Genomic DNA, 21,069 nt, shown 5'->3' with positions numbered 1-21,069 from the left:
TCAAAAACTAATGCTTAACATGATTTTAGCATTTCTCTTTTGGCGTCGTTCTCGAATTTCCATCTATTTAATTTGGGGTAGTCAGTTTTTGAATTTATTTAATCTTGGGTAAATTATAATGCCACCGCCCCGGATTCCGGATTCCGATTTCCGGTATACCGTAATGGTCCGTGGACTATTGCCTCTCTCATTCAAGTCGAATTCATAGGCTCGGATGTAAATCTCGGATCTCGGAACTTCTATGCGAGTCCCTTACCGGTCCTCTGGCAGTTGACAGCTTCAATGGGAAGCAGGCTATATTTTCTTCTTGCGCCACGGGTGAAATCATTGTACAATTTAGTTAAATCGATTTAAGTTAAATGGATTTAAGTAAGAGGCGTAGATATGAAATTTATCGGAAGGGAGCGGGAGCTGGCGATTCTTCGGCAGCGGTTTGAGAGTGACCGGTCGGAGAATATTCTGGTCTATGGCCGGCGGCGTGTGGGGAAAAGTGAGCTGATCCGGCAGGCTTTGCGGGATGTGAAGGGTGTTGTGATTTCCTATGTGTGTCGCAGGGCGCCTTTTGAGCAGAATTTCACCGGCCTTTCGCGGGCGGTGTCGGAGGCTTTTGATGAGTCTTATATTTCTTTCCCTGATCTGGAGGGGCTTCTGAATTATGTGTATCGGAAGGCGGAAAGGGAGAGGGTATTTCTTTTCATTGATGAGTATCCTTTTTTCCGCGGTGAGGATGGGTCGGTGGATTCGGAGTTCCAGATCGCCATCGACCGTTTTCAGCATGATGCCTGCCTGAAGCTTGTGCTTTGCGGATCTTATATGGATACGATGCGCCGGCTGGTGGAGAGTGATGCGCCTCTCTTCGGGCGGTTTTCGGAAATCCTGAAGCTCAGGCCTTTTGATTATTATGACGGGGCGCGGTTTTTCCCGGATCGGTCTAATGAGGAGAAATTTTTCCTCTATTCGGTCTTCGGGGGCCTGCCTTTTTACCTGCTGCAGATCGATCCGAATCTGTCGGTAGAGGAGAATATTTCCAAACTTCTCATCCCCGAGGGGTCCATGCTGGAGAATGAGATCCGTCTGCAGCTGGCGAGCGAGCTTTCGAAGGAGGAGAATGCCAATTACGTCCTGGGGAAGATTGCTTCGGGCGTAGGGAAATATTCGGATCTGGCCGCCGGTTTCCCGGGGAAGGGGAGCGCTGTCTATCATACGCTGGAGAAGCTTTCGGGCATGGATCTCATCGAGAAGGATTCGCCGCTCAATGCCGGATCGAACCGGAGAAAGCACCGGTATGTCATCAGTGATGGGCTGCTGGATTTCTATTATTCCTATCTTTTCCGGGAGACCACGGCCCGGAGCGCCATGGCGCCGGAGGATTTCTATCGGTTGAAGCTGAGGGAAAAGGTGGAGACGGAGTATCTTCCCCGAAGGTTTGAGCAGGCGGCCAGGGAATACCTGCTTCGCAGGAATCGGCAGGGCCTGGTGAAGCCGCCTTTTTACGGTATCGGCCGATATGTGTACAATGATAAGGTCCATCAGAGGAATGGGGAATTCGACGTGGTCACGGAGGATGAGCGGGGATTTTCTTCCTATGAATGCAAGTATAGAAAGAAACCGGTGGATATGAGCGTGGTCCGGGAGGAGGAGGAACAGGCACGGAGTCTGGGCCTTCCTTTCTATCGGTTCGGCTTCTTCTCCCGCTCCGGGTTTACCGGAATCGATGGGGAGAAATATCCTCTCATCACTTTGGACGATATGTATCGGTAGATTTTAATAAGCAGGAAAAGCGTCTCTGAGCCTTCAGGGACGCTTTATTATGTGGGGATATTGGGGCCTCTATGAGAGTCTGGAAACTGGGAACTTTAATGGGAATCAGCTGAAGATTATCGATTCTTCGAATCGATTTTGCCCTCTCACCGCTTCGCGGAGCTCTCCCGAGGGAGAGCACTTGCTTATGGATTATCTCATTCTTCCCAGGTACCTTTTGGCAATTAGCCTCATAGGTGCCTTGTGCGATAGATGAACTTACCCGGCCACTCCGCGGCTACCCTTTCCGCAACGGCATGACTCTCACTGCCATTTGCGCGTCGTTCGGCTTTGCCTCTCTCCTTCAAATGGCGTTCGAGAGCAGCACTCGAAAGGGTGGGGCCCGATTGTCAGGTTTTCCTTTTTCCTCATGTGTGCCTTGTACGGATAGTGCAGGAGGATGATCTCCGGCGGCCGAAAGCTGCCGATCGGACAGGCTCCCCCTGGGGGGAGCTGGCGCCGGAGGCGTCAGAGGGGGGAGGAGTGAAAAATGGCGGGCTTCATAATTTTTTCGCCCGCCACCGCCCCGAGTCCCGATGTCCCGAGTCCCGGACAATTCATGTTTTCGAAGACAACTATTCGATCAAAGTTTCAAATCCTTCAGCCCCTGATGGGAAACTGGCAGCTGGTAACTTTAATGGGAAATAAACAGAAATGATCGATTTTTCGAATCGATTCTGCCCTTTCAGGCCCTTCGGGGAGCTTTCCCGAGGGAGAGCACTTGCTTACGGATTATCTCATTGATCCCAGGTATCTTTTGGCAATTAGCCTCATAGGTGCCAGGTATCGAACCCTTTCCGCAAACCTTCTGAGTCATTTTCGTCATGTACCTGCTTGACATCCCCTCACCGCATTCGCGGAGCTCCCCGCACTTCGGGGAGCGCGCATTTTATGGATAGAGACATTTGGCCCGGGTACATTTTGGCAATTAGCCTCATAGGTGCCTTGAATGCGTAGTGCAGGGAAAACATCAGTCTTCCCCCCACCGCTTCGCGGAGCCCCCCTTTCAAGGGTGGCTTTGGGGGCGGCTAAAGGCCGCCTGATGTAAATCTCGGAACTCGGAACTTCCATGCGAGCCCCTGGTGGAAGAAACATAAAAAGGCGCGGCTTTCTGCTCTCGCCGCGCCACCTTCACGATAGCCCCGTCAGTTACGTTAGTCACGATCGTAAGAGGTTAGAGGATGCTGCATTCACTTGATTTTCAATACAAACCTGATGGAAGTCTGGGAACTGGGAACTTCTATGCGAGCTCCTGATGGGAAATATAAAAAGGGCGGCACTCTATGAGTTGTGTGCCGCCACCTGCCCGAGTCCCGATGTCCCGATTCCCGATCGATGCAAGGTTTCGAAGATGACTGTTATTTCAAAGTTTCAACGCTTTCAGTCCCTGATGGGATTTTTGGGAATTATCGATTCTTCGAATCGATTCTGCCCTTTCAGGCCCTTCGGGCCAGCTTCCCCGCGGGGAAGCCTTACCGCTTACCGATAGAGTCGATTGTCCCGGGGACGTTTTGGCAGTCAGTTTCATTTTCGACAGGAAACGATAGATGAAACCACCCGCCTTCGCTTCGCTCCGGCACCCTCCCGGCACTCGGGAGGGTGGGGCCCTGCAGCATGCTTTTTTTCTGCATTTTCGATTTAGACTTGTAGTGCCGGGTGGAGGGAAGTATCTAAATTTGCGGCACTCTATGAATTGCGTGCCGCCACCTGCCCGAGTCCCGATGTCCCGATTCCCGATCGATGCAAAGTTTGGAGGACAGCTGTTACATCAAAGTTACGAGGAACGGGGTCACTGATCTGAACACTGCGAACTGAGAAATGATAACTTTCTATCTATGGTTATCTCTCTCTGTATATCTAAACAGGTATGGTATAATATTTCCAGAGGAGGTATTTCCTATGGAAGCTGATTTATTTCCTATGAATGAGAAAGAGAAGGAGCTCTTGGAAAAAGAGGATGCTTTTTACGGGTACAAGCTCCCGGAGTGGAAGTGGATGCCCGGGGATGGTATGTGCTATGCCTGCGGGGATGCGAATAGAAGCGGGCTGCATCTTCATTTCTTTGAGATCCCGAAGGGGTGTCTGTCTTTTTTCACGCCTTCTCATGAGCATCAGAGTTATGATGACCGTATGCATGGGGGCCTGATTTCCACGCTGCTGGATGAGGTGACGGGAAATTATCTTTTCTTCAAGGAAAAGAGGCCGGCTTATACGGGGAAGATGGAAATTCGATTCCGTTCTCCGGTAATCATCGGGGAAACGGTGAAGATTGAGGGCCGGGAGGTCAAGCGGAAGGGCCCGCTGGTGGTGATGGAAGGAAAAATCTTCCATGAGGATGGCTCGGTGGCAGCAGAGTGTATTTCTCATATGATGGTGGAGCTGTCGGAGAAAGGATCGTTACCATGGCAAAAGCTGAAGTTATTGAAAAGGTAAAGGCAGTGAAGGATGCTCCGTCCTGTTATGAGGGGCTGAAGAAGGTTTGTGAGGAATATCTGGCCTCTGTCGGTACGGATGGAGAGAAGGCAGCTTCTGACAAATTGAAGGCTGCTTTGAAGGAATGTGTGAATTCCATCGATGATATGCTTGGATTTGTAGTCACTGAGGATGCTAAGAAATATCTGGGCGAGGAAGCTGCCAGGGACCTGGAAATCGCAGGAAAGGAAGCTAAGGCAAAGGGGGAGAAATATTGTCTCTGCGCAGCCTGCGCTCCCGGCGGCTGGCTGCTGGATCATGAGGATGAGTTTTAATCTCGCATAGAAGTTCCGGGTTACGAGTGGACACATAAGTGGCGCCTTTGGAAACAGGGCGCCATTTTTCGTGTGGGAAATAGACTTGTATGATTGCGGATTGGGGTCGGACTGAAGGGCAGGCTCCCCCTGGGGGGAGCTGGCGCCGGAGGCGTCAGAGGGGGGAGAAATGGGAGAGCATAAGCCGTCGGGAGGGAAACTGGCAACTGGTAACTTTTATGGGAGTAATAATGGGAAACAGCCAGTAATCATCGATTCTTCGAATCGATTCTGCCCTCTCACCCCTTCGGGGTGTTCCCGGGGGAGAGCCTGACTGCTTATGGATAGAGTCAATAATTTCGAGTATGTTTCATCAGTCAGCCTCATATGTGCCGGGTACCGAACCCTGCCCGCTGTACCTTTTTAGTCTTTCTCGACTTGTACCTGCTTGACATCCCCTCACCGCTGTCGCGGAGCTCCCCGCACTTCGGGGAGCTCTTGCTTTCCGTAAGAGTCATTTGTCACGAGTACGTTTTGGCATTTAGCCTTATAGGTCCCATGATTCTGTATTTCTATATAAAAGTGCGGTGCCCATAAATTTGTGCCGCACCACCCCGAGTCCCGTTTTCCGATTCCCGAACGATGCAAAGTTTCGAAGGCAGCTGGGCAATCAAGGTTTCGAAGATTCAAGTTTTGATAACTGATAACTGCGAACTGATAACTGCTAACTTTTAAAGACAGCAAAAAAACCTGCATGAATGCAGGTCTTCATGGCTTTGAATCATCAGAATCTGTCCAGCAGGTGGTATCCTTTGCCTTTGAGGAAGGCTTCGGTTTCGGATTCGGTGGTGCTGAATACGGCAATCGGGCTGGAGGTCTGTCGGTCAAAGGAAATATAGAGGTAACGGATCATGACATTGGCATCTTTGAGGTCTTTCAGGATCCGGTCCAGGGTGCCCGGTTTATCGGAGCGCATATCGATGGCGATGACCAGATCGGCCCGGCACTGATAGCCTGCTTTTTCCAAAGCTTCTACAGCTTTTTCCGGCTTGTCTACGATGAGTCGGATGATGCCGAATTCTGCGCTGTCCGTGGCGAGCATGGTGTAAATATTGATGTCGTTTTCGGCAAGGATGGATGTCATTTTACTGAGGGCGCCTTTGGTATTGGCGGCGAAAAGGGATACCTGATGCAGCATAGTTTTCCTCCTGATATTTCTTCGAAATGGTTTGAAGTTATTCTATCATAAGTTTTTAATCGTGGGAAGTGGGGTCCTTAGGGAAAAAGGGACTTGGGAATTCGGATGGCGGTGGGCGGGCGCCTTTGGGGGCCTCATTTCATATGGGGATATGCGTCATTTTCGGCTTGCAGCGATGGATGAACCCACCCGCCTTCGCTTCGCTCAGGCACCCTCCCAAAACCTGGGAGGGCTTGAACGATAGCATGCTTTTGGGCTGAGTCATTTTTTATTTACCATGATTGTGCAGTTCCCCCTCAGCCTGCTTCGCAGACAGATCTCCTGGCGAGGGGAGCCTTTCCCACTCGGACTTTGTTTGATTTGGGGCTAACGGCTAACTGCTAACTGCTAATTGCTTCTTATCACTTTTCCGAAGAAAGAATAACGACCGGGGAAGAACGAATCCCCTTATTTCCAAATTTTTACGTTATCTGTATTGACATTTGAATTTAACATGCTACAATAGATGTCACAACGAAAGAACGAATGGCAAGGATCGGGATATGTTTCCAAGCGGATCTTCAGAGAGCTGACGGATGGTGAAAGTCAGTGTGAAGCGGGAATCAGGCTCACCCGGGAGTTTCAGAGGTGAATGAAGTAGTTTCTGACGGGGCCTCCGTTAAGGGCAATTCTTAAAAGCGATGAGCGGGACAAGGGATTTAATGGTCCATGGCATAGAGAGCCGGCGGTAGGGTGCAAGCCGGTACATTCCATTTCTGACTATCACCTGTGAGCTCCTGAGCCGAACTGAGTAGGCAATGGCGTAGACTCCACGTTACGGATGTGAATACCTGAGTATAATGTAGGGTGGTACCGCGCATGTCGCCCCTATTTCCTTTTCCGGAAATAGGGGCGTTTTTTATACGGGATCAGCTTATGGGATGCTCCGGTTTCGATGAGTGAGAAACCAGGGTGGTACCGCGAACCTTTTCGCCCCTGCTGTAATGACGCCAGATTACAGCAGGGGCGTTTTTATTTCCATTTGTTCTTTCTGCAATGTTTCTTTATTTTGAAAGGAGAGAAGATCGTGTTTTTTCAACAGCTTGTCAACGGTTTAACGCTGGGAAGCGCCTATGCGGTCATTGCCATCGGTTATACGCTGGTGTTCGGCGTATTGAATATCGTAAACATGGCACATGGCGGTATCTTTATGATCGGCGCTTACATCGGGCTCCTGCTGGTTACGGAAGCAGGACTCGGAATTTTCCCGTCACTCATCGGGGCTATGATCGGTGGTGCGGTACTTGGGTATGGTCTGGAAATATTTGCCCTCCGTCCGCTTCGCCGCCGCAAGGTGACTCATCTGGCTCCGCTGATTTCCACCATCGGTGTTTCTACGTTCCTGGAATCGGTGGCTCTTATGGTATGGGGTCCGCAGACCCGTTCTTTCCCGGCTACTTTTGATAATGGCCTCATGAATTTCGGACTGTTCAAGATTTCCGGTATCCAGATCGTGTCCCTGGGTACGGCAGTAGTCCTGATGGTTCTTTTGACTGTCATGCTGAATAAATCGAAGCTCGGCAAAGCTATCCGCGCTACTTCTGAAAATGCGGAAACTGCCGGACTTCTCGGTATCAATACAAGTCGTATCATTACGTTTACTGTCATGCTGGCTTCTGCTTTAGGTGCGGCTGCAGGTGTTTTAATCGGTCTTTCTTTCAATGCTATCGAACCGACTATGGGTACTGCTATGGGTCTGAAAGGTCTGGCAGTCCTGATTATGGGCGGTCTCGGTAATGTGGAAGGGGCTATGGCCGGCGGATTTATTCTGGGTATTGCAGAAGTATTTGCCGTAGCTTATGGTTCTTCTACTTATCGTGATGCCGTGGCATTTGGTATCATCATTCTGATTCTGTTTATCCGCCCTGAAGGCTTGTTCTCCAAGGCAGGCAAAGGAGGCAGACCGTAATGGACGAAATTTTGAATGGCTACTTCCTGCAGGTATTTACCTTCGTATGTATCAATATCGTGCTGGCTCTGACAGTTTATATGACTGTCTGCACCGGTATTCTTTCCCTGGGCAATGCAGGTTTTATGAGTCTGGGGGCTTATACTTCTGCAATTCTGACGGCGCAGCATGGAATCCCCATGCCGGTCGGTATTTTCCTGGGCGGCTGCATGGCTATGCTGGTAGGCCTGATTATCGGTCTTCCGACGATTCGTCTCCGCGGTCTGTATCTGGCCATCGCTACCATGGGTTTTGGTGAAGTGGTCCGCGTTATCGCATTGAATCTGGATATCACTCACGGGGCTCTCGGTTTTTCCGGTATTCCTTCCATGGCTTCCATTCTTTCTGATTATGCCAGCGATATGGGTCTCCTGGATGCGCTGGAAATCGATTCCCAGACCGGCGGCCAGCTGCTGATGAATATCGTTCTTCTTATTCTCGTCATCGCTATCGTTTCCTTCTGGTATCGCCTGGAACATTCCCGGATCGGCCGTGCCTGGGCTGCCATCAAAGCTGATGAATATGCGGCTGCTCTTTCCGGGATCAATGTGGTCCGTTTCAAGATGATGGCTTTCCTTTTCTCCGCATTTTTTGCGGGCGTCGGCGGCGCTCTCTATGCCCATGCCACTTTCTTCATCAGCCCGACGGATTTCTCCTGGGGCAAAGTCGTAGATATCCTGGTTTATGCCGTATTCGGCGGTTCCAATGTACTCTGGGGACCGGTTCTGGGTGCTACAGTCCTTACCATCGTTCCGGAATCTCTCCGTGCCATGGCTGAATACAGAGATATGATTTATGGCGTCATGCTGGTGCTCCTCATGGCATTCCGTCCGGATGGCATCCTTTCCTATGACGCTGTGAAATATCTTTCTAAAAAGTTTGGTAAGAAACAGAAGGTTTCTGCGGAAGGAGGGAAACAGTAATGCTGCTTGAAATGAAAAATGTAGTGAAACAGTTCGGCGGCCTCACCGCTGTTTCCAATATGTCCTTCTCCGTGGAAAAGGGGGAAATTTTCGGGGTCATCGGGCCAAACGGTGCCGGCAAGACCACCATTTTCAATCTGATCACCGGCGTTTATCAGGTGACCAGTGGGGATATCCTTCTCGACGGGAAATCCATCGAAGGGAAGAAACCGTACCAGATCATCAATATGGGCGTAGCCCGTACGTTCCAGAATATCCGCCTTTTCTCCGGCATGACGGTGCTGGAAAATATCCTCGTCGGCCATCATGACCGTCTGAAATCGGGCATTGTGGCTTCCTTCTTCCGCACTTCGGCGCAGAAAAAAGAAGAAGCGGAAGCCAGGAAAGATGCCCTGGAACTTCTTGATTTCGTAGGTCTTAAAGAAGATGCGGACCGCCTGGCTACGGAACTTCCTTACGGCAAACAGAGAAAACTGGAAATCGCCAGAGCCCTGGCCACGAAACCGATGCTGATTCTTCTCGATGAACCGGCAGCCGGCATGAATGACAGTGAAACCGCAGCACTTACTGAACTGATTCATAATATCCGTACGAAATTCGGGACCACCATTATCCTCATCGAACATGATATGTCTCTGGTCATGAGTCTCTGCGATCATGTCATGGTCGTCAATTTCGGCAGTAAACTGGCCGAAGGGGTTCCGGAAGAAGTACAGAACAATCCGAAAGTTATCGAAGCTTACCTGGGCAAGGAGGATGATGCATAATGGCACTGCTTGAACTGAAAAATGTAGAAGCCTCCTATGGAAATATTAAAGCGCTGAAAGGCATTTCCCTTTCCGTACCGGAAGGAAAAATCGTCACCCTGATCGGTGCCAACGGCGCCGGAAAATCGACCACCATGAAAACCATTATGGGTGTCATGAAACCGGTGGCCGGTGAAGTTATTTTCAAAGGAGAAAATATTTCCGGCAAGAAAACCCACCGCATCGTCAAAAGAGGGCTGGTCCTCGTTCCGGAAGGCCGTCAGATCCTCCAGAATATGACGGTCCGTGAAAATCTGGAAATGGGCGCCTTCCAGAGAAAAGATGAAAAAAGCATCGCCGAAGATCTCTCGAAAGTTTTCGAAAGGTTCCCGCGGCTTTTCGAAAGACAGGGACAGCTGGGCGGCACCCTTTCCGGCGGCGAACAGCAGATGCTGGCCATCGGCAGAGCCATGATGGCCCGGCCGGAAGTCATGCTTCTGGATGAACCGTCCATGGGGCTGGCTCCTTTGGTCGTCCAGCAGATTTTCGACGTTATCAAAGATATCAATAAAATGGGTACGACTGTACTTCTTGTAGAACAGAATGCGAGAAAGGCACTCCAGATCGCCGATTATGCCTATGTTATGGAAACAGGCAGAATCGTCATGGAAGGCCCGGCGCAGGAAGTCGCAAGCAACCCGGATGTCATGGCGGCATATCTGGGCGGCAGGAAGAAACAGTAAACCATACAGCAGCCGGACACGCTGCAAAACACGATCAGGGAAAGGGGACAGGAAACTGTCTCCTTTTCCTTTTGCGTTTCCGGGGATTGGGGGAGGCGGCACCTTGAAATGACAGGAGCGCCATTTTTGTATGGGAAATTTGCTTTCCAATGACTTTTGTGTCGGGAATCCCTGGAATCCCGAGTCCCGTTTCCCGAGTCCCGATCGATGCAAGGTTTCGAAGACGGCTGAAATTTCAAAGCTGCAAAGATAACAGTCCTGATGGGGTTTTCGTGATTATCGATTCTTCGAATCGATTTTGCCCTCTCACCCCTTTGGGGTGTTCCCGGGGGAGAGCCCTTGCTTACCGGCTGCCTCATTTGTCAAAGTACGTTTCGGCAATCAGCCTTATGTGTGCCTTGTGCGATGGATGAACCCACCCGCCTTCGCTTCGCTCAGGCACCCTCCCAAAACCTGGGAGGGCCTGGACGATAGCATGCTTTCGGACTGTGTCATCAGGTATTTAATTTGATTGTGCAGTTCCCTCTCATTCTGCTTCGCCTTTTCGCGGGACGATTTCCTTATTCGTCACGAGAATGTTTCGTCAATTAGCCTCATTTGTATCCTGAACGATTGAACAACCTTTCCGGCCGCTCCGCGGCCACCTTTCCAAGCTTGGAAAGGTGGGGCCCTGCAGCATGCTTAGCGTTTTCCTCATATGTGCCCTGCACCTGTAGTGCAGAAAATATAAAAAGGCGCGGCTTCATGAGTTGTGCCGCGCCACCGCCCCGATTCCCGAGTCCCGGACATCGTACAGTCATTGAAAAAAGCTGAGAATTCAAGGTTTCAACTCTTTCAGCCCCTGTTGGGAGTCTGGGAACTGGGAACTTATATGCAAGAAACACAAAAAAGCCGCCCCCCTTTACGGGTGGACGGCTTTTTGGCAGCAAAATAAACTCCCTTTTGAGAATAGGATCTCGTTGTCCGGATTTCCGATCTTACCTGTCAATCGGCTGCAGAAATTCACACGTCTGGATATGACATCTCGTGACTAAGTACGTTGCGGGGGGCGCGGGTCCGAAGAATCTTTTTTCTCGTTTGCGGGAGTTTATTTTGTTTTTGTAAAAATACTTGGAAACTCGATTTTTCCTCGAGGATTGAAAGCTTATGGAGCACGTGGGTCTTGTTCCGGATCTGCCTTAAATTTTTGAGCGCTCAGCAGATGGAATGGAACTTGGCCCGAGGCCTCGCTCTTGTTGCTTTCACGGATATAGTAGCAAAAATCGCGATTTGTATCATTAGAAGTTTATTAAACTTTTGGCTTTGGAAAATTGATTATGGGTTTGAGAATTAACGTAATAGCAGGGTCAGGATATGAATATTTCCCATAACATTACAATACTTTGAATCGTATCATTAAAGGACACTTCTTTGGCATATCCAGATTTTCTTTGATAGGATTTCCACAACAATTTCAGCTGTTCATCATTACTGATTCCATCGATAATGCGGGAACCATTATTTTCAATTTGGAGAGTGCTTCTTTGCAGACAGGTGGCATGAAAGGCAGCTTTGAGGATGCCGTAATCTATTTGATTGGAGTAGATATGGGATAATTCATAAATATCATAAAAATCTCTCATTCTTGTATTCAAAATGCCTCGTACAAGTATGGTTTGCATTTTTTCGGCCAGCAGGGTTTCTATGTTATATGACCATAATGTGATTGAACGGTTTTCCAGCAGCAGTTTATATTCATAGCTGATTTCTCTGGGCGTGATGGCATCACCGGTAGAAATGTCAATTTTCATAGGAATCAGAAGTTTCCCGGATTGTCCGTCCAATGTTACGCGGATTCCCGGATATTCCATTTCATCCATAATGTGAGTAATTTCTTTCATGTGGAAAGAAATACCATCGTCCAGAGGAATGGAAATGATATGACCAATCATTTCTCTTATATCGTCATCAGAAACATTCAGATTCTTGACGGTTGTATCGATATCCATGGTAGCCCGAAGTGCTGTTCCAATTAGAGATGTGACCAGAACGCCTCCTTTAAGGATGAAATTGTCTTTATATTGGGACTGGGAAACTCTTTCCAGGAAACGTTCCATCATATAGATACGAAGAAGTATTCTTGCATCGGCATTATTTTTTAACGCCAGATTTTTAATTCGCCCTTTTAATTGTTCGGGTGTCAATTTCATTAGAGCAGCACCTCCATATACCTGCGAATGATACGGTCAACATGAAATAATTTCGCATATTCCATCAACGTTGTCAGGTCTTTGTCTTTGCGGGATACATAGCTTTTCAATGCACTCTGGAAGTCCTGCATTTCAAACCAGCTTCTGCTCCGGATGAGATCACAGATGGTTCTTTCCAGATCGTAAATGGGGATTGTGTGACCAAAGGAATTGACACAGGCTGCTTTTCCGATTTCCAGCAGTTCTTTTTTCACCGTGAACACTTTGACTCCCGATTGAGTCAGGCGTTTTGTATTATAGCCTGTATAGATGGTCATGGTGGGCTGACGGGGTTCTCTATCTATAAGGCCATGATGGTAAAGCGCTTCGTCATGAGAAAATATGGCTTGCGGACAGCGTTTATGAAGAATAAAGGCTTCGTCTGCCCAGCTGTCGGGAGTGATATACAAACCGGGAGAAATTTTTTCAAACTGGTGATTTTTGACAAAATCATAAAAGGAGCTTTTATCTATACCGGCTCTCATAGCATCTTCTGCCAGAAGATGGCCGGACGAATCGATAAGATGATCAATCTTTTCCATAAAAATCACCTACCTTTGTGCTAATATTATATGCGAAATTAGCACAAAAGTCCAATAAAAACCCGCTTCTATTCTGAAGCGGGTAAGAGTCAAATCTATTCACTGAATACTAAAACCGGCATTCCATTCCTCCGAACCAGACTCTGTGTCCCACGTAGAGTTCGTCGATTTCTTTATCCAGCATATTGTACATGCCAAGGGAGAGGGAGAGGTCTTTTCCCCAGTGTTTTGTGAGGGAGACATTCAGGAGGTGGCAGGAATAGGTATTTCCATCAAAGGCGCAGCTTCCTTTCCAGGTGTCCCAGAGTTCTCCGGTGTATCCGTAGTCTTTTTTGTCATCGTAGGAAAGCCGGAAAGCCGCGGAATGGCGGGAGCGGTTTTCGAGGCGTGTGTCTTCTGAGGTGTCTTTCGCGTCCAGGTAGGTATAGCTGGTGGAAATGGTAAATTTTTCATTCAATGGGCGGGAGAGTTCGAGTTCCAGGCCCTGGAGTTCGGCTCTTTTCCGGTTGGTGTAGGTATACCGGTTTGCCGTTATATGGTATGTATCGATGAGGTTTTTGACTTTATTATGGAAATAAGAAATTCTGCCCGGTACCGGGCCTTCCCATTCGAAGGAGATGTCATAGTTGTCCGATTTTTCTGCTTTGAGGTCCGGATTTCCATCTACCCGGTAGGCCATGTGATTCAGGTGCAGGTATTTTTCACTGATGGAGGGAGACCGGTAGCCTCTTCCGTAGTTGGCTTTGAAGCGGATTTTGTCTGTCAATTTGTACGTCATGCCAAGGGAGGGGGCGGTGATGGATTCGTCCCCGTTTTCGATACGGAGGGATGGATTGAGGAAAAGTTTCCCATTTACCTGCCACTGGTCGGAAAGGAAAAGGGCATGCCGCTCCTGGCTGTATCCTTTTTCGCTGCCTTTGGGGGCAGAAGAATCGGCGAGGCGTGTGCCGGTATAGGTATTTTTCAGGTATTCGCCGCCAAAGGTGAATTTGTGGGAATCATAGGAAACCGTATCCTTGGCGGAGGCGCCCCAGGTTTCGTAGGTGCCTTTTTCTTTTTCATAAAGGGGAAAGAGGGTTTCCAGGGTATTTCTCACGAAGGAAGGCATGCGGGGTGAAAAGGGGGCCCGGTCATTGGTGGTGATGGACTCTTTTTTGAGGCGGCTGTAGAACATATTTCCTGTATAGGAATTCCGGTTTGTCATGCCTTCATAAGTAAGGGAGGAGGTCCATTCTTTGCGGTCCGTATCGGACTTGTCATTTTTCTGGGCTTCTATGGTCATCCCGCGGGAACCGTAGAGGGCATCGGAAAAGGTGAGGGACCGGTCTTCGTGGAAGAAATCATTTTTGAAACGGAGGGTCTGGTGATTTTTATTTCCCGGATCATAGAGTCCGTCAATGGTGAGGTACCGCGCCGTACCGTAAAGGGGCGTGTCTTTTCCCGTATAGGTGAGGCCCCGTTCATCGGTGCCCTGTCTTCCATAGGAGAGGGGACGGTACTTGGAAATACGGCCGGAAATGGCAAGGCCGAAGTGTCCCATTTTCCCGGGGTCCGTTCGGAAGTACGCGGAATTTTCAGAAGCGGAAAAACGGGTGCCCAGAATGGTTTCCGTTTTTCCCGGCTTTTTCGTAATAACCTGCAGCACGCCGCCCATAGAATCAGTCCCGTAGAGGGCGCCTGCCGGTCCGCGAAGAATTTCGATCCGGTCGATATCTATAGGATTCAGGCGGGAGAGGAGGTACATATTCTTCGTCTGGCTCGTGTCTTCATCGGCCAGCCGTACTCCGTCGGAAAGGAAAAGGGTTTCATTCGTATTCATTCCCCGCACCATGAGCTGGTGTCCTCCCATGGCGGATGAACTGCTCTGGGCGCCCGAGGACAAATCAAGTCCCAGGGTGCCGTCCAGAGCTTCGGAAAGATTTCCTGCGCCTTTTCGGGAAATATCTTTTTCCGTAATGACCGTCATGGACTGGGGGACTTCTTTCTTTTCCGATTCTGCCCGCTGGGCCGTCACCACGATTCCGGGAAGGGTATAGGAAGGCATGGCAGCTTCTGAAAGGTCGGGCAGGAGGCAAAGGAAGGGAAGGATATAGTATGGTTTCATGGAAATCTCCTTTTGTGTATGATTTATTTCTATTATAATACTCAGGCCGGAAAGGGAAATACTTAATGTGGGTGGGCCTTTTGGCCTCAGGAGCATGATGACCGGGCGGAAAACCTGAATTCCCGGGGAATTTGATCCCGGATCACGGACCGCGAATCAGGAATCACGAAAATCCCGATTGACACAAACCGCGGGCAGCAGGGACGAGAAAGCCCCATATATGATATAATTAAATATACGCATTTTATTTTGAAACCTGAAAATTCTTCACGGGAGGAATGTATGGAAAAGAAACTGGTCATTATCGATGGAAGCAGTCTCCTGTTCCGCGCTTTTTATGCCCTGCCGCCAACCATGACGGCTCCGGATGGGACCCCTACGAATGCGATTTATGGATTTCTCCGCATGCTGCTCGGTCTTTACCGGGATCTGGACCCCGAATACATGGCCGTGACTTTTGATAAGGACCGTCATACGTTCCGCACCGAAATGTATGATGGCTATAAAGCGACGAGAAAACCGGCGCCTGATGAACTGGTGCCCCAGTTTGATTTGATTATTGATGTGCTCCGGACCATGGGAGTGGCGGTTTACAGCATTCCCGGCTATGAAGGGGATGATGTGCTGGGAACCCTTTCGGCCCGGTATGAAAATGAACTTCCCGTAGATATCGTAACGGGAGACCGGGATGCGCTCCAGCTTTCCAGTGATCAGACAACTGTCCTTCTGACCCAGAAGGGGATTACGAATATGGCCCGCATGACGCCGGAAGCGATTATGGAAAAATACCATATCACTCCGTCCCAGGTGATTGATATCAAAGCTCTCATGGGGGATACGGCAGACAATATCCCGGGAGTCCCGGGAATCGGCGAAAAGACAGCCCTTTCACTTCTGACGGAGTATAAGGACCTGGACAATCTGTATGCCCATGTGGAAGAAATCAAGGGCGCTAGGAAGAAAAAACTCATTGAAAATAAAGATATGGCCTATCTTTCCTATAAACTGGCCACCATCAAACGGGATGTGCCCCTCGAAACGACACTGGAGGATATGAAGCAGCCCATCCATATCGAAGAAATGAGAAAGATTTTCTCCACCCTGGGCATCCGCATGATTGATGAATTTGCCAATCTTCCAAGGTTCCAGATGCTTTCACAGCAGAAAAAAGTGGAAAATGAACAGTCCCGGCCCAAAGTGGAAGAGTGGGATGATTCTATTTCCACGGATGGAAAAATCGTGGGCATCCGCGCAAAGTTCACGGGACTGAAACCATTCCTTTCCGCCGGTTCCGTCGTTATTTCTGTGGATGACAAAGCTTATGAAATCGGGAAAGACCAGTGGCAGAGAGCCTCCGAAGCCCTGAAAAAGGCAAAAGCCCTGGTGATCGAAGATTCGAAACTCCTCATGGAATCCGATTTCCCCACCGATGGCCTTCCTTTCTTTGATATTTCCATCGCCGCTTACCTTCTGGATCCCACGAGAATGACCTATCCTTTCTCCTATCTGGCAGGACTTTTTGAAAAACCGGAAATATTCCCCGACGATATGCCCACCGAAGCGGACAAGGGCTGCTGTATTTCCCGATTCCTTGCCTCCCTCTATGAACCGGCCAGGAAGAAACTTTCCGAAAACGGAGTGGAAAAACTTTTTGATGAAGTGGAACAGCCCCTCGTCAGAGTCCTTTCTTCCATGGAAATCGCCGGTATCGCTACGGATCAGAAGCGGTGGGACGAAGTCAGAAAGGAAATGGAAAAAGAAGTCCGCATCTGCATGAAGGATATTTATGTGGAAGCGGGAGAGCCCTTCAATATCAATTCGCCAAAGCAGCTGGGTCACATCCTTTTCGAAAAAATGGGCCTCCCTGCTGGAAAGAAGACAAAAACCGGCTATTCCACCGCCGCCGATGTATTGGAAGAATTGGCTGCTGCCTATCCCTTTGTCAATAATATCCTCCGTTACCGGACCCTGACGAAACTGATTTCCACCTACCTTGAAGCTCTGCCGCTCCTCATCCGTAAAGATACGGGCCGCATCCATACTTCTTTCAATCAGACCGTCACTGCCACGGGCCGCCTTTCCTCATCGGACCCGAATCTGCAGAATATCCCCGTCCGCAGCGAAGAAGGAAAGAAAATCCGCTCCCTTTTCGTGCCGGGAGAGGGCTATGACTGCTTTATTTCCTCCGATTACTCCCAGGTGGAACTCCGCGTTCTGGCCCATATGTCGGGAGACGAAAGCCTCATCAAAGCATTCATCAATAAAGAAGATATCCATCGCAGAACCGCTGCCGAAGTCCTGGGAATTCCTTTTGAAGAAGTCACTCCCGAGCAGCGTTCCCATGCGAAAGCCGTCAATTTCGGTATCATTTACGGTATTTCCGATTTCGGTCTCGCCCGGCAGCTGGGGATTTCCCGCCAGGCGGCAGCCGATTATATCGCGAAATATTTCGAGCGCTATCCGTCCATCCATTCCTTTATGAATGAAATGGTGGAAAAAGCCAAAGAAACAGGAAGGGCCGTCACCCTTTTCGGTCGGTACCGGGAACTCCCCGATATCCGGAGCAAAAATTTCAACCGCCGTTCCTTTGCCGAACGGACCGCCATGAATACACCGATTCAGGGAACTGCTGCCGATATCATGAAAATGGCCATGATCGAAGTGTATGACCGCATGAAAAAAGGCGGCTACAAGAGCCGTGTCCTTTTGCAGGTCCATGATGAGCTGGTCGCTGAAGTCACCAGTGAAGAAAAAGAAGAAATTTCCAGACTTCTGAAAAATACCATGGAAAATATAGTCACCTTGAAAGTTCCCCTGGTGGCTGACGTGAATGAAGGGAAAAACTGGGCGGAAACGAAGTAGTTTGTGGGGAGGCTTGTTCTTCCGGTTGGAGAACTTTAGCGGTTTTCGTGATTCGTGTTTCGTGGTTCGTGAAGGTGGCCCGCATCATAATTGGGTAGCGGGCTGGTAGATCTGGTCCGGATTGTGATGGGGATAGAGTCATTTGTCTGAATCGTGGTCCGTGTTCCGTGACCTGTGATTGTATCTCGTGCCCGGGGATAGATGAGGGCCGAAGGCCATATAAAAAGATTGGTTTCCCGCAGGGAAACCATATCCGCCCCGCATCCCGCACCCCGATGGACAGACGAATCAGGACAGATTTGAAAGTAAAAATTTAAAGGAGAATTTCATTGTATCGTATCGGTTTAACCGGAGGCGTGGGCAGCGGAAAGTCCACGGTTTCCTCCTATCTGAAAGAACTGGGAATCCCCATTATTGACGGGGACAGGCTGGCAAGGGAAGCAGTGATTCCGGGAGGCCCGGCTATGGTGAAAATCCGCGAGGAATTCGGGGATGACATATTTCTTCCTGACGGCAATTTAAACCGCCTGAAGGTGGGGGAAATCGTTTTCACCGATGAAGCCAAAAGGCAGAAACTGAACGGCATCATTCATCCTTTCATCTGGCACCGGACCTGGGAAGAACTGATCCGTGCCCAGGAGGAAGGCTATGAAATTGCCGTCCTGGATATGCCCCTTCTTCTTGAAATTTCCTGGCAGCTCCGGGTAGAAGAAGTCTGGCTGGTGGAAGTGCCTTTGGAAATTCAGATCCAGAGGGTCATGGCAAGGGACAATTTTACAAGGGCCCAGGTGCTGGAACGCATCGGGAAACAGATGCCTACAGAGAATAAAATGAATTATGCCGATGTCATCATCGACAACAGTCATTCCATAGAAGAAACGAGAGCACAGGTGCGGAAAGCTTTAGAGCACGTACCGGGATTTGTATTTCCGGAGTAAGGAGAACCTATGAGAATCGCATTGAAGAGGAAGAAGCATGAAGTCCAGCGGCATTCGGGAAATACGGGTGCCATGGTTTTCACCTTTCTGCTCGCCCTTTTCTGCGCCCTTTTCCTCTTTATGACGTCTGCAAAATTCCTGCTCCGTCCCAGTGAAAGGGTGGCCCATACCATCCAGCAGTGCGCCCAGGAAGAAAGAATTTCCGCGAGCCTCCTGGAGGCGGTGATCCTGACGGAAAGCAAATTCAATGAAAAAGCCATTTCCCATGTAGGTGCCGTCGGCATGATGCAGCTGATGCCGGAAACGGCAGACTGGATTTCCGAAATGAGCGGCCTGCCGGCGGACAATCTGGAAAGCCCGGAGCAGAATATCCCCCTCGGCGCCTGGTACCTGAGTTACCTCCTGAAGAAATATAAAAATAACGAAGTCTTTGCCCTGGCTGCCTACAATGCGGGGAGAGGCAATGTGGACGAATGGATTGAGAAAAATAAGTGGCCCGAAAATTTCACGGATATGGACAAGATTCCATTCCCTGAAACGAGGGAATTCGTAAAATCGGTGATTTCCGGCAGGGACAGGCTGGAAGCGGAAAAGATGGTGGTCACAAGTGGCAGATGATAAACTGGAAAAAGCAAGAGCCGAAAGACGGCAGAAATTCCTGGACTGGGATATAGAAAAAGAACTGCCCACGGAAATCGGCGAATACAAACTGAAAAGGCTGGACCGGCAGGAAGGACGCATTTACTTTGCCTTCTGCTGGGAAAACGAAAAGACGGGCTGGCAGGTGCGCGCCCTTTTCGATGAAGAAACCATGGACTACATGGTGAAAACCTTTTTCCCCATGGTGACCCTCACGGAAATCGAACTCATCACCGGGGAATTCGAGGAATATCAGAGAAACATGAAACGCCTCACTCCGGCCTACATCGAAAAAGAACTGATTCACCGGGAAGACGTGTCCGTCCTGATCCGTGGAAAAGCCTTCATGGTCTGGGACTATACGCCCTTCTTTCCGGAAACGATTGGCCATTATAAAAGGACCCTCGAACCCCACCGGCCCCTCCTGGGCCTGAACGGGTCCTATATCATCTGTGCCTACGAATGTCCGGAAAAGAATACAGGCATATTATTTTTCTATAATATATATAGAGAGGATTACTACGGAGAATTCCGCGCCCAGGGCATTCCAGGCATCATTCATCAGTACGACGCGAAGAACCTGGAAATATTTGAAGAAAAAATCACCACCCATCTGGTAAAAGACCTTGAGAATCTCTACGAACATCCGGAGATACCGGACTGAAAGGGCATGGAAACCGTGGTGGAAATAGTATCATGAGCAGCTTTTGAATCGGGGATCCCGGGATTGACGAGGGCCCCGGGGCTATCGGGAAGATGCGGCGCAAAATCACAGGCGCCGCTTTTTTATTTCTTGCGGACATATACAATTACATAGACCGCTATGCAGGGAATACAGGGATTTCAAAGAAACAGGGGAAATTGAATCAGGCGGCCCTTATTACTGGATGAATATTCCTGCCTTTTGGATGAAATCTCTCCGAAAGGGCCGCCCTGTGAATCCGGCGGCCGCCTTCCCGACAGTCCCGATATCCCCGAATCCCGACACTCCCGATTCAAAAGTATATTTCCCTTATTTTTTATAATCAGTTTTCATACAAAAAATTCTTTTCCCTCTTTACAATATGTGCTATAATACTATCGGTATGTTTGAATAGAGTTTCCTGTAGAGTGAGCCGCGGCTCACTCTTTCTTATACTATGGACAAGGAGGGCATATGGCGCGCAGGGAAATCGAAGAAACCGTAGAAAAGTTGCTGGAACCGGTATTGGAAACAAGCGGCATAGAACTTGTGGATGTGGAATACGTCCGGGAAAGAAACTGGATTCTCCGCATATACATCGATACGGAACACGGCGTAGGTCTGGATGACTGCCAGGCAGTCAGCGAAAAGGCCGGCGCCCTTCTGGATGAGAAAGACCTGATTCCGGACAACTACATGCTTGAAGTTTCTTCTCCGGGCCTGGACCGGGTGCTGAAAAAGGATAAGGATTTTATCCGTTACACCGGCGAGGATGTGGACGTCAAACTTTTTGCCCCTTTGGAAGGAACGAAAATCAAATCATTTACGGCAAAACTGGAAGGACTGGCAGAGGGCGGCGCCCTTTTGCTGGAAATGGAATCCGGTGAGAAATTAACGCTGGGAAGAGACAAGATTTCCCAGGTGAGACTTCATTTTTCATTTTAACGGGAG

16 protein-coding genes are annotated in these 21,069 nt (G+C 49.3%); 12 read left to right on the top strand and 4 right to left on the bottom strand.

From position 1 onward, the window contains the following. The first annotated feature begins 384 nt into the window (after positions 1-384). From VZT47_RS04060 to VZT47_RS04050, 3 genes are all read left to right on the top strand, one after another. Positions 385-1,761 carry an ATP-binding protein gene (locus tag VZT47_RS04060; protein ID WP_330223696.1) on the top strand — a complete coding sequence of 459 codons (1,377 nt, stop codon included), beginning with the start codon at positions 385-387 and terminating at the stop codon, positions 1,759-1,761. Between the two features lie 1,938 nt (positions 1,762-3,699). After that, on the top strand, positions 3,700-4,233 hold the full coding sequence (locus VZT47_RS04055) for a PaaI family thioesterase (protein WP_330223695.1): 534 nt from the start codon (positions 3,700-3,702) through the stop codon (positions 4,231-4,233). Beyond that, complete coding sequence (locus tag VZT47_RS04050) at positions 4,203-4,547, top strand: heat-shock protein Hsp90 (protein ID WP_330223694.1); 345 nt, start codon at positions 4,203-4,205, stop codon at positions 4,545-4,547. Before VZT47_RS04055 ends, VZT47_RS04050 begins: the two co-directional genes overlap by 31 nt. A 763-nt stretch (positions 4,548-5,310) precedes the next feature. On the opposite strand, the gene VZT47_RS04045 is transcribed toward VZT47_RS04050, so the two are convergent. Further along, entirely contained in the window at positions 5,311-5,724 is a 414-nt protein-coding gene (locus VZT47_RS04045; protein WP_330223693.1) for an amino acid-binding protein, read from the bottom strand. Between the two features lie 1,066 nt (positions 5,725-6,790). Here VZT47_RS04045 and VZT47_RS04040 point away from each other — a divergent pair. The 4 genes from VZT47_RS04040 to VZT47_RS04025 are packed head-to-tail and all read left to right on the top strand — an operon-like array spanning position 6,791 to position 10,123. Further along, a complete protein-coding gene (locus tag VZT47_RS04040) occupies positions 6,791-7,672 on the top strand; it encodes a branched-chain amino acid ABC transporter permease (protein ID WP_330223692.1) in 882 nt (293 codons plus the stop codon). Further along, positions 7,672-8,634, top strand: coding sequence for a branched-chain amino acid ABC transporter permease (locus VZT47_RS04035; protein ID WP_330223691.1), 963 nt, complete (start codon positions 7,672-7,674; stop codon positions 8,632-8,634). The genes VZT47_RS04040 and VZT47_RS04035 overlap by 1 nt, the downstream gene beginning before the upstream one ends. Continuing rightward, positions 8,634-9,401: an ABC transporter ATP-binding protein gene (locus VZT47_RS04030; RefSeq protein ID WP_330223690.1), complete on the top strand. Its 768-nt coding sequence runs from the start codon at positions 8,634-8,636 to the stop codon at positions 9,399-9,401. Before VZT47_RS04035 ends, VZT47_RS04030 begins: the two co-directional genes overlap by 1 nt. Before the next feature lie 5 nt (positions 9,402-9,406). Beyond that, positions 9,407-10,123, top strand: a complete 717-nt coding sequence (locus VZT47_RS04025) for an ABC transporter ATP-binding protein (RefSeq protein WP_330223697.1) — start codon at positions 9,407-9,409, stop codon at positions 10,121-10,123. 1,346 nt (positions 10,124-11,469) lie between these two features. Here the strand turns inward: VZT47_RS04025 and VZT47_RS04020 are convergent. The 3 genes from VZT47_RS04020 to VZT47_RS04010 form a co-directional block, all read right to left on the bottom strand. Next, positions 11,470-12,312 (bottom strand): nucleotidyl transferase AbiEii/AbiGii toxin family protein, encoded by an 843-nt coding sequence (locus tag VZT47_RS04020; protein ID WP_330223689.1) that lies wholly within the window; start codon positions 12,310-12,312, stop codon positions 11,470-11,472. Further along, complete coding sequence (locus tag VZT47_RS04015) at positions 12,312-12,893, bottom strand: type IV toxin-antitoxin system AbiEi family antitoxin domain-containing protein (RefSeq protein WP_330223688.1); 582 nt, start codon at positions 12,891-12,893, stop codon at positions 12,312-12,314. Before VZT47_RS04015 ends, VZT47_RS04020 begins: the two co-directional genes overlap by 1 nt. Before the next feature lie 109 nt (positions 12,894-13,002). Beyond that, the gene (locus VZT47_RS04010) at positions 13,003-14,997 is read right to left on the bottom strand and encodes a TonB-dependent receptor plug domain-containing protein (protein WP_330223687.1); all 1,995 of its coding nucleotides are present in this window, start codon (positions 14,995-14,997) and stop codon (positions 13,003-13,005) included. A gap of 282 nt (positions 14,998-15,279) precedes the next feature. Here VZT47_RS04010 and polA point away from each other — a divergent pair, with 282 nt between their 5' ends. The 5 genes from polA to rimP all read left to right on the top strand — a co-directional run bounded on the left by polA (position 15,280) and on the right by rimP (position 21,063). After that, positions 15,280-17,859, top strand: a complete 2,580-nt coding sequence (gene polA / locus VZT47_RS04005; RefSeq protein ID WP_330223686.1) for a DNA polymerase I — start codon at positions 15,280-15,282, stop codon at positions 17,857-17,859. Between the two features lie 329 nt (positions 17,860-18,188). Beyond that, on the top strand, positions 18,189-18,797 hold the full coding sequence (gene coaE, locus VZT47_RS04000) for a dephospho-CoA kinase (protein ID WP_330223685.1): 609 nt from the start codon (positions 18,189-18,191) through the stop codon (positions 18,795-18,797). A 9-nt stretch (positions 18,798-18,806) separates the two neighbouring features. Further along, positions 18,807-19,415 (top strand): lytic transglycosylase domain-containing protein, encoded by a 609-nt coding sequence (locus VZT47_RS03995; protein ID WP_330223684.1) that lies wholly within the window; start codon positions 18,807-18,809, stop codon positions 19,413-19,415. Beyond that, positions 19,405-20,100 carry a hypothetical protein gene (locus VZT47_RS03990; protein ID WP_330223683.1) on the top strand — a complete coding sequence of 232 codons (696 nt, stop codon included), beginning with the start codon at positions 19,405-19,407 and terminating at the stop codon, positions 20,098-20,100. Before VZT47_RS03995 ends, VZT47_RS03990 begins: the two co-directional genes overlap by 11 nt. Positions 20,101-20,592: 492 nt before the next feature. Next, positions 20,593-21,063 carry a ribosome maturation factor RimP gene (gene rimP, locus VZT47_RS03985; protein WP_330223682.1) on the top strand — a complete coding sequence of 157 codons (471 nt, stop codon included), beginning with the start codon at positions 20,593-20,595 and terminating at the stop codon, positions 21,061-21,063. The last annotated feature ends 6 nt before the right edge of the window (positions 21,064-21,069 follow it).

This window comes from Dialister sp., from assembly GCF_036343215.1.
Taxonomy (GTDB): Bacteria; Bacillota; Negativicutes; order Veillonellales; family Dialisteraceae; genus Dialister.
The sequence above is the reverse complement of the archived record's forward strand: the minus strand, read 5'-3'. Positions and strand labels throughout refer to the sequence as shown.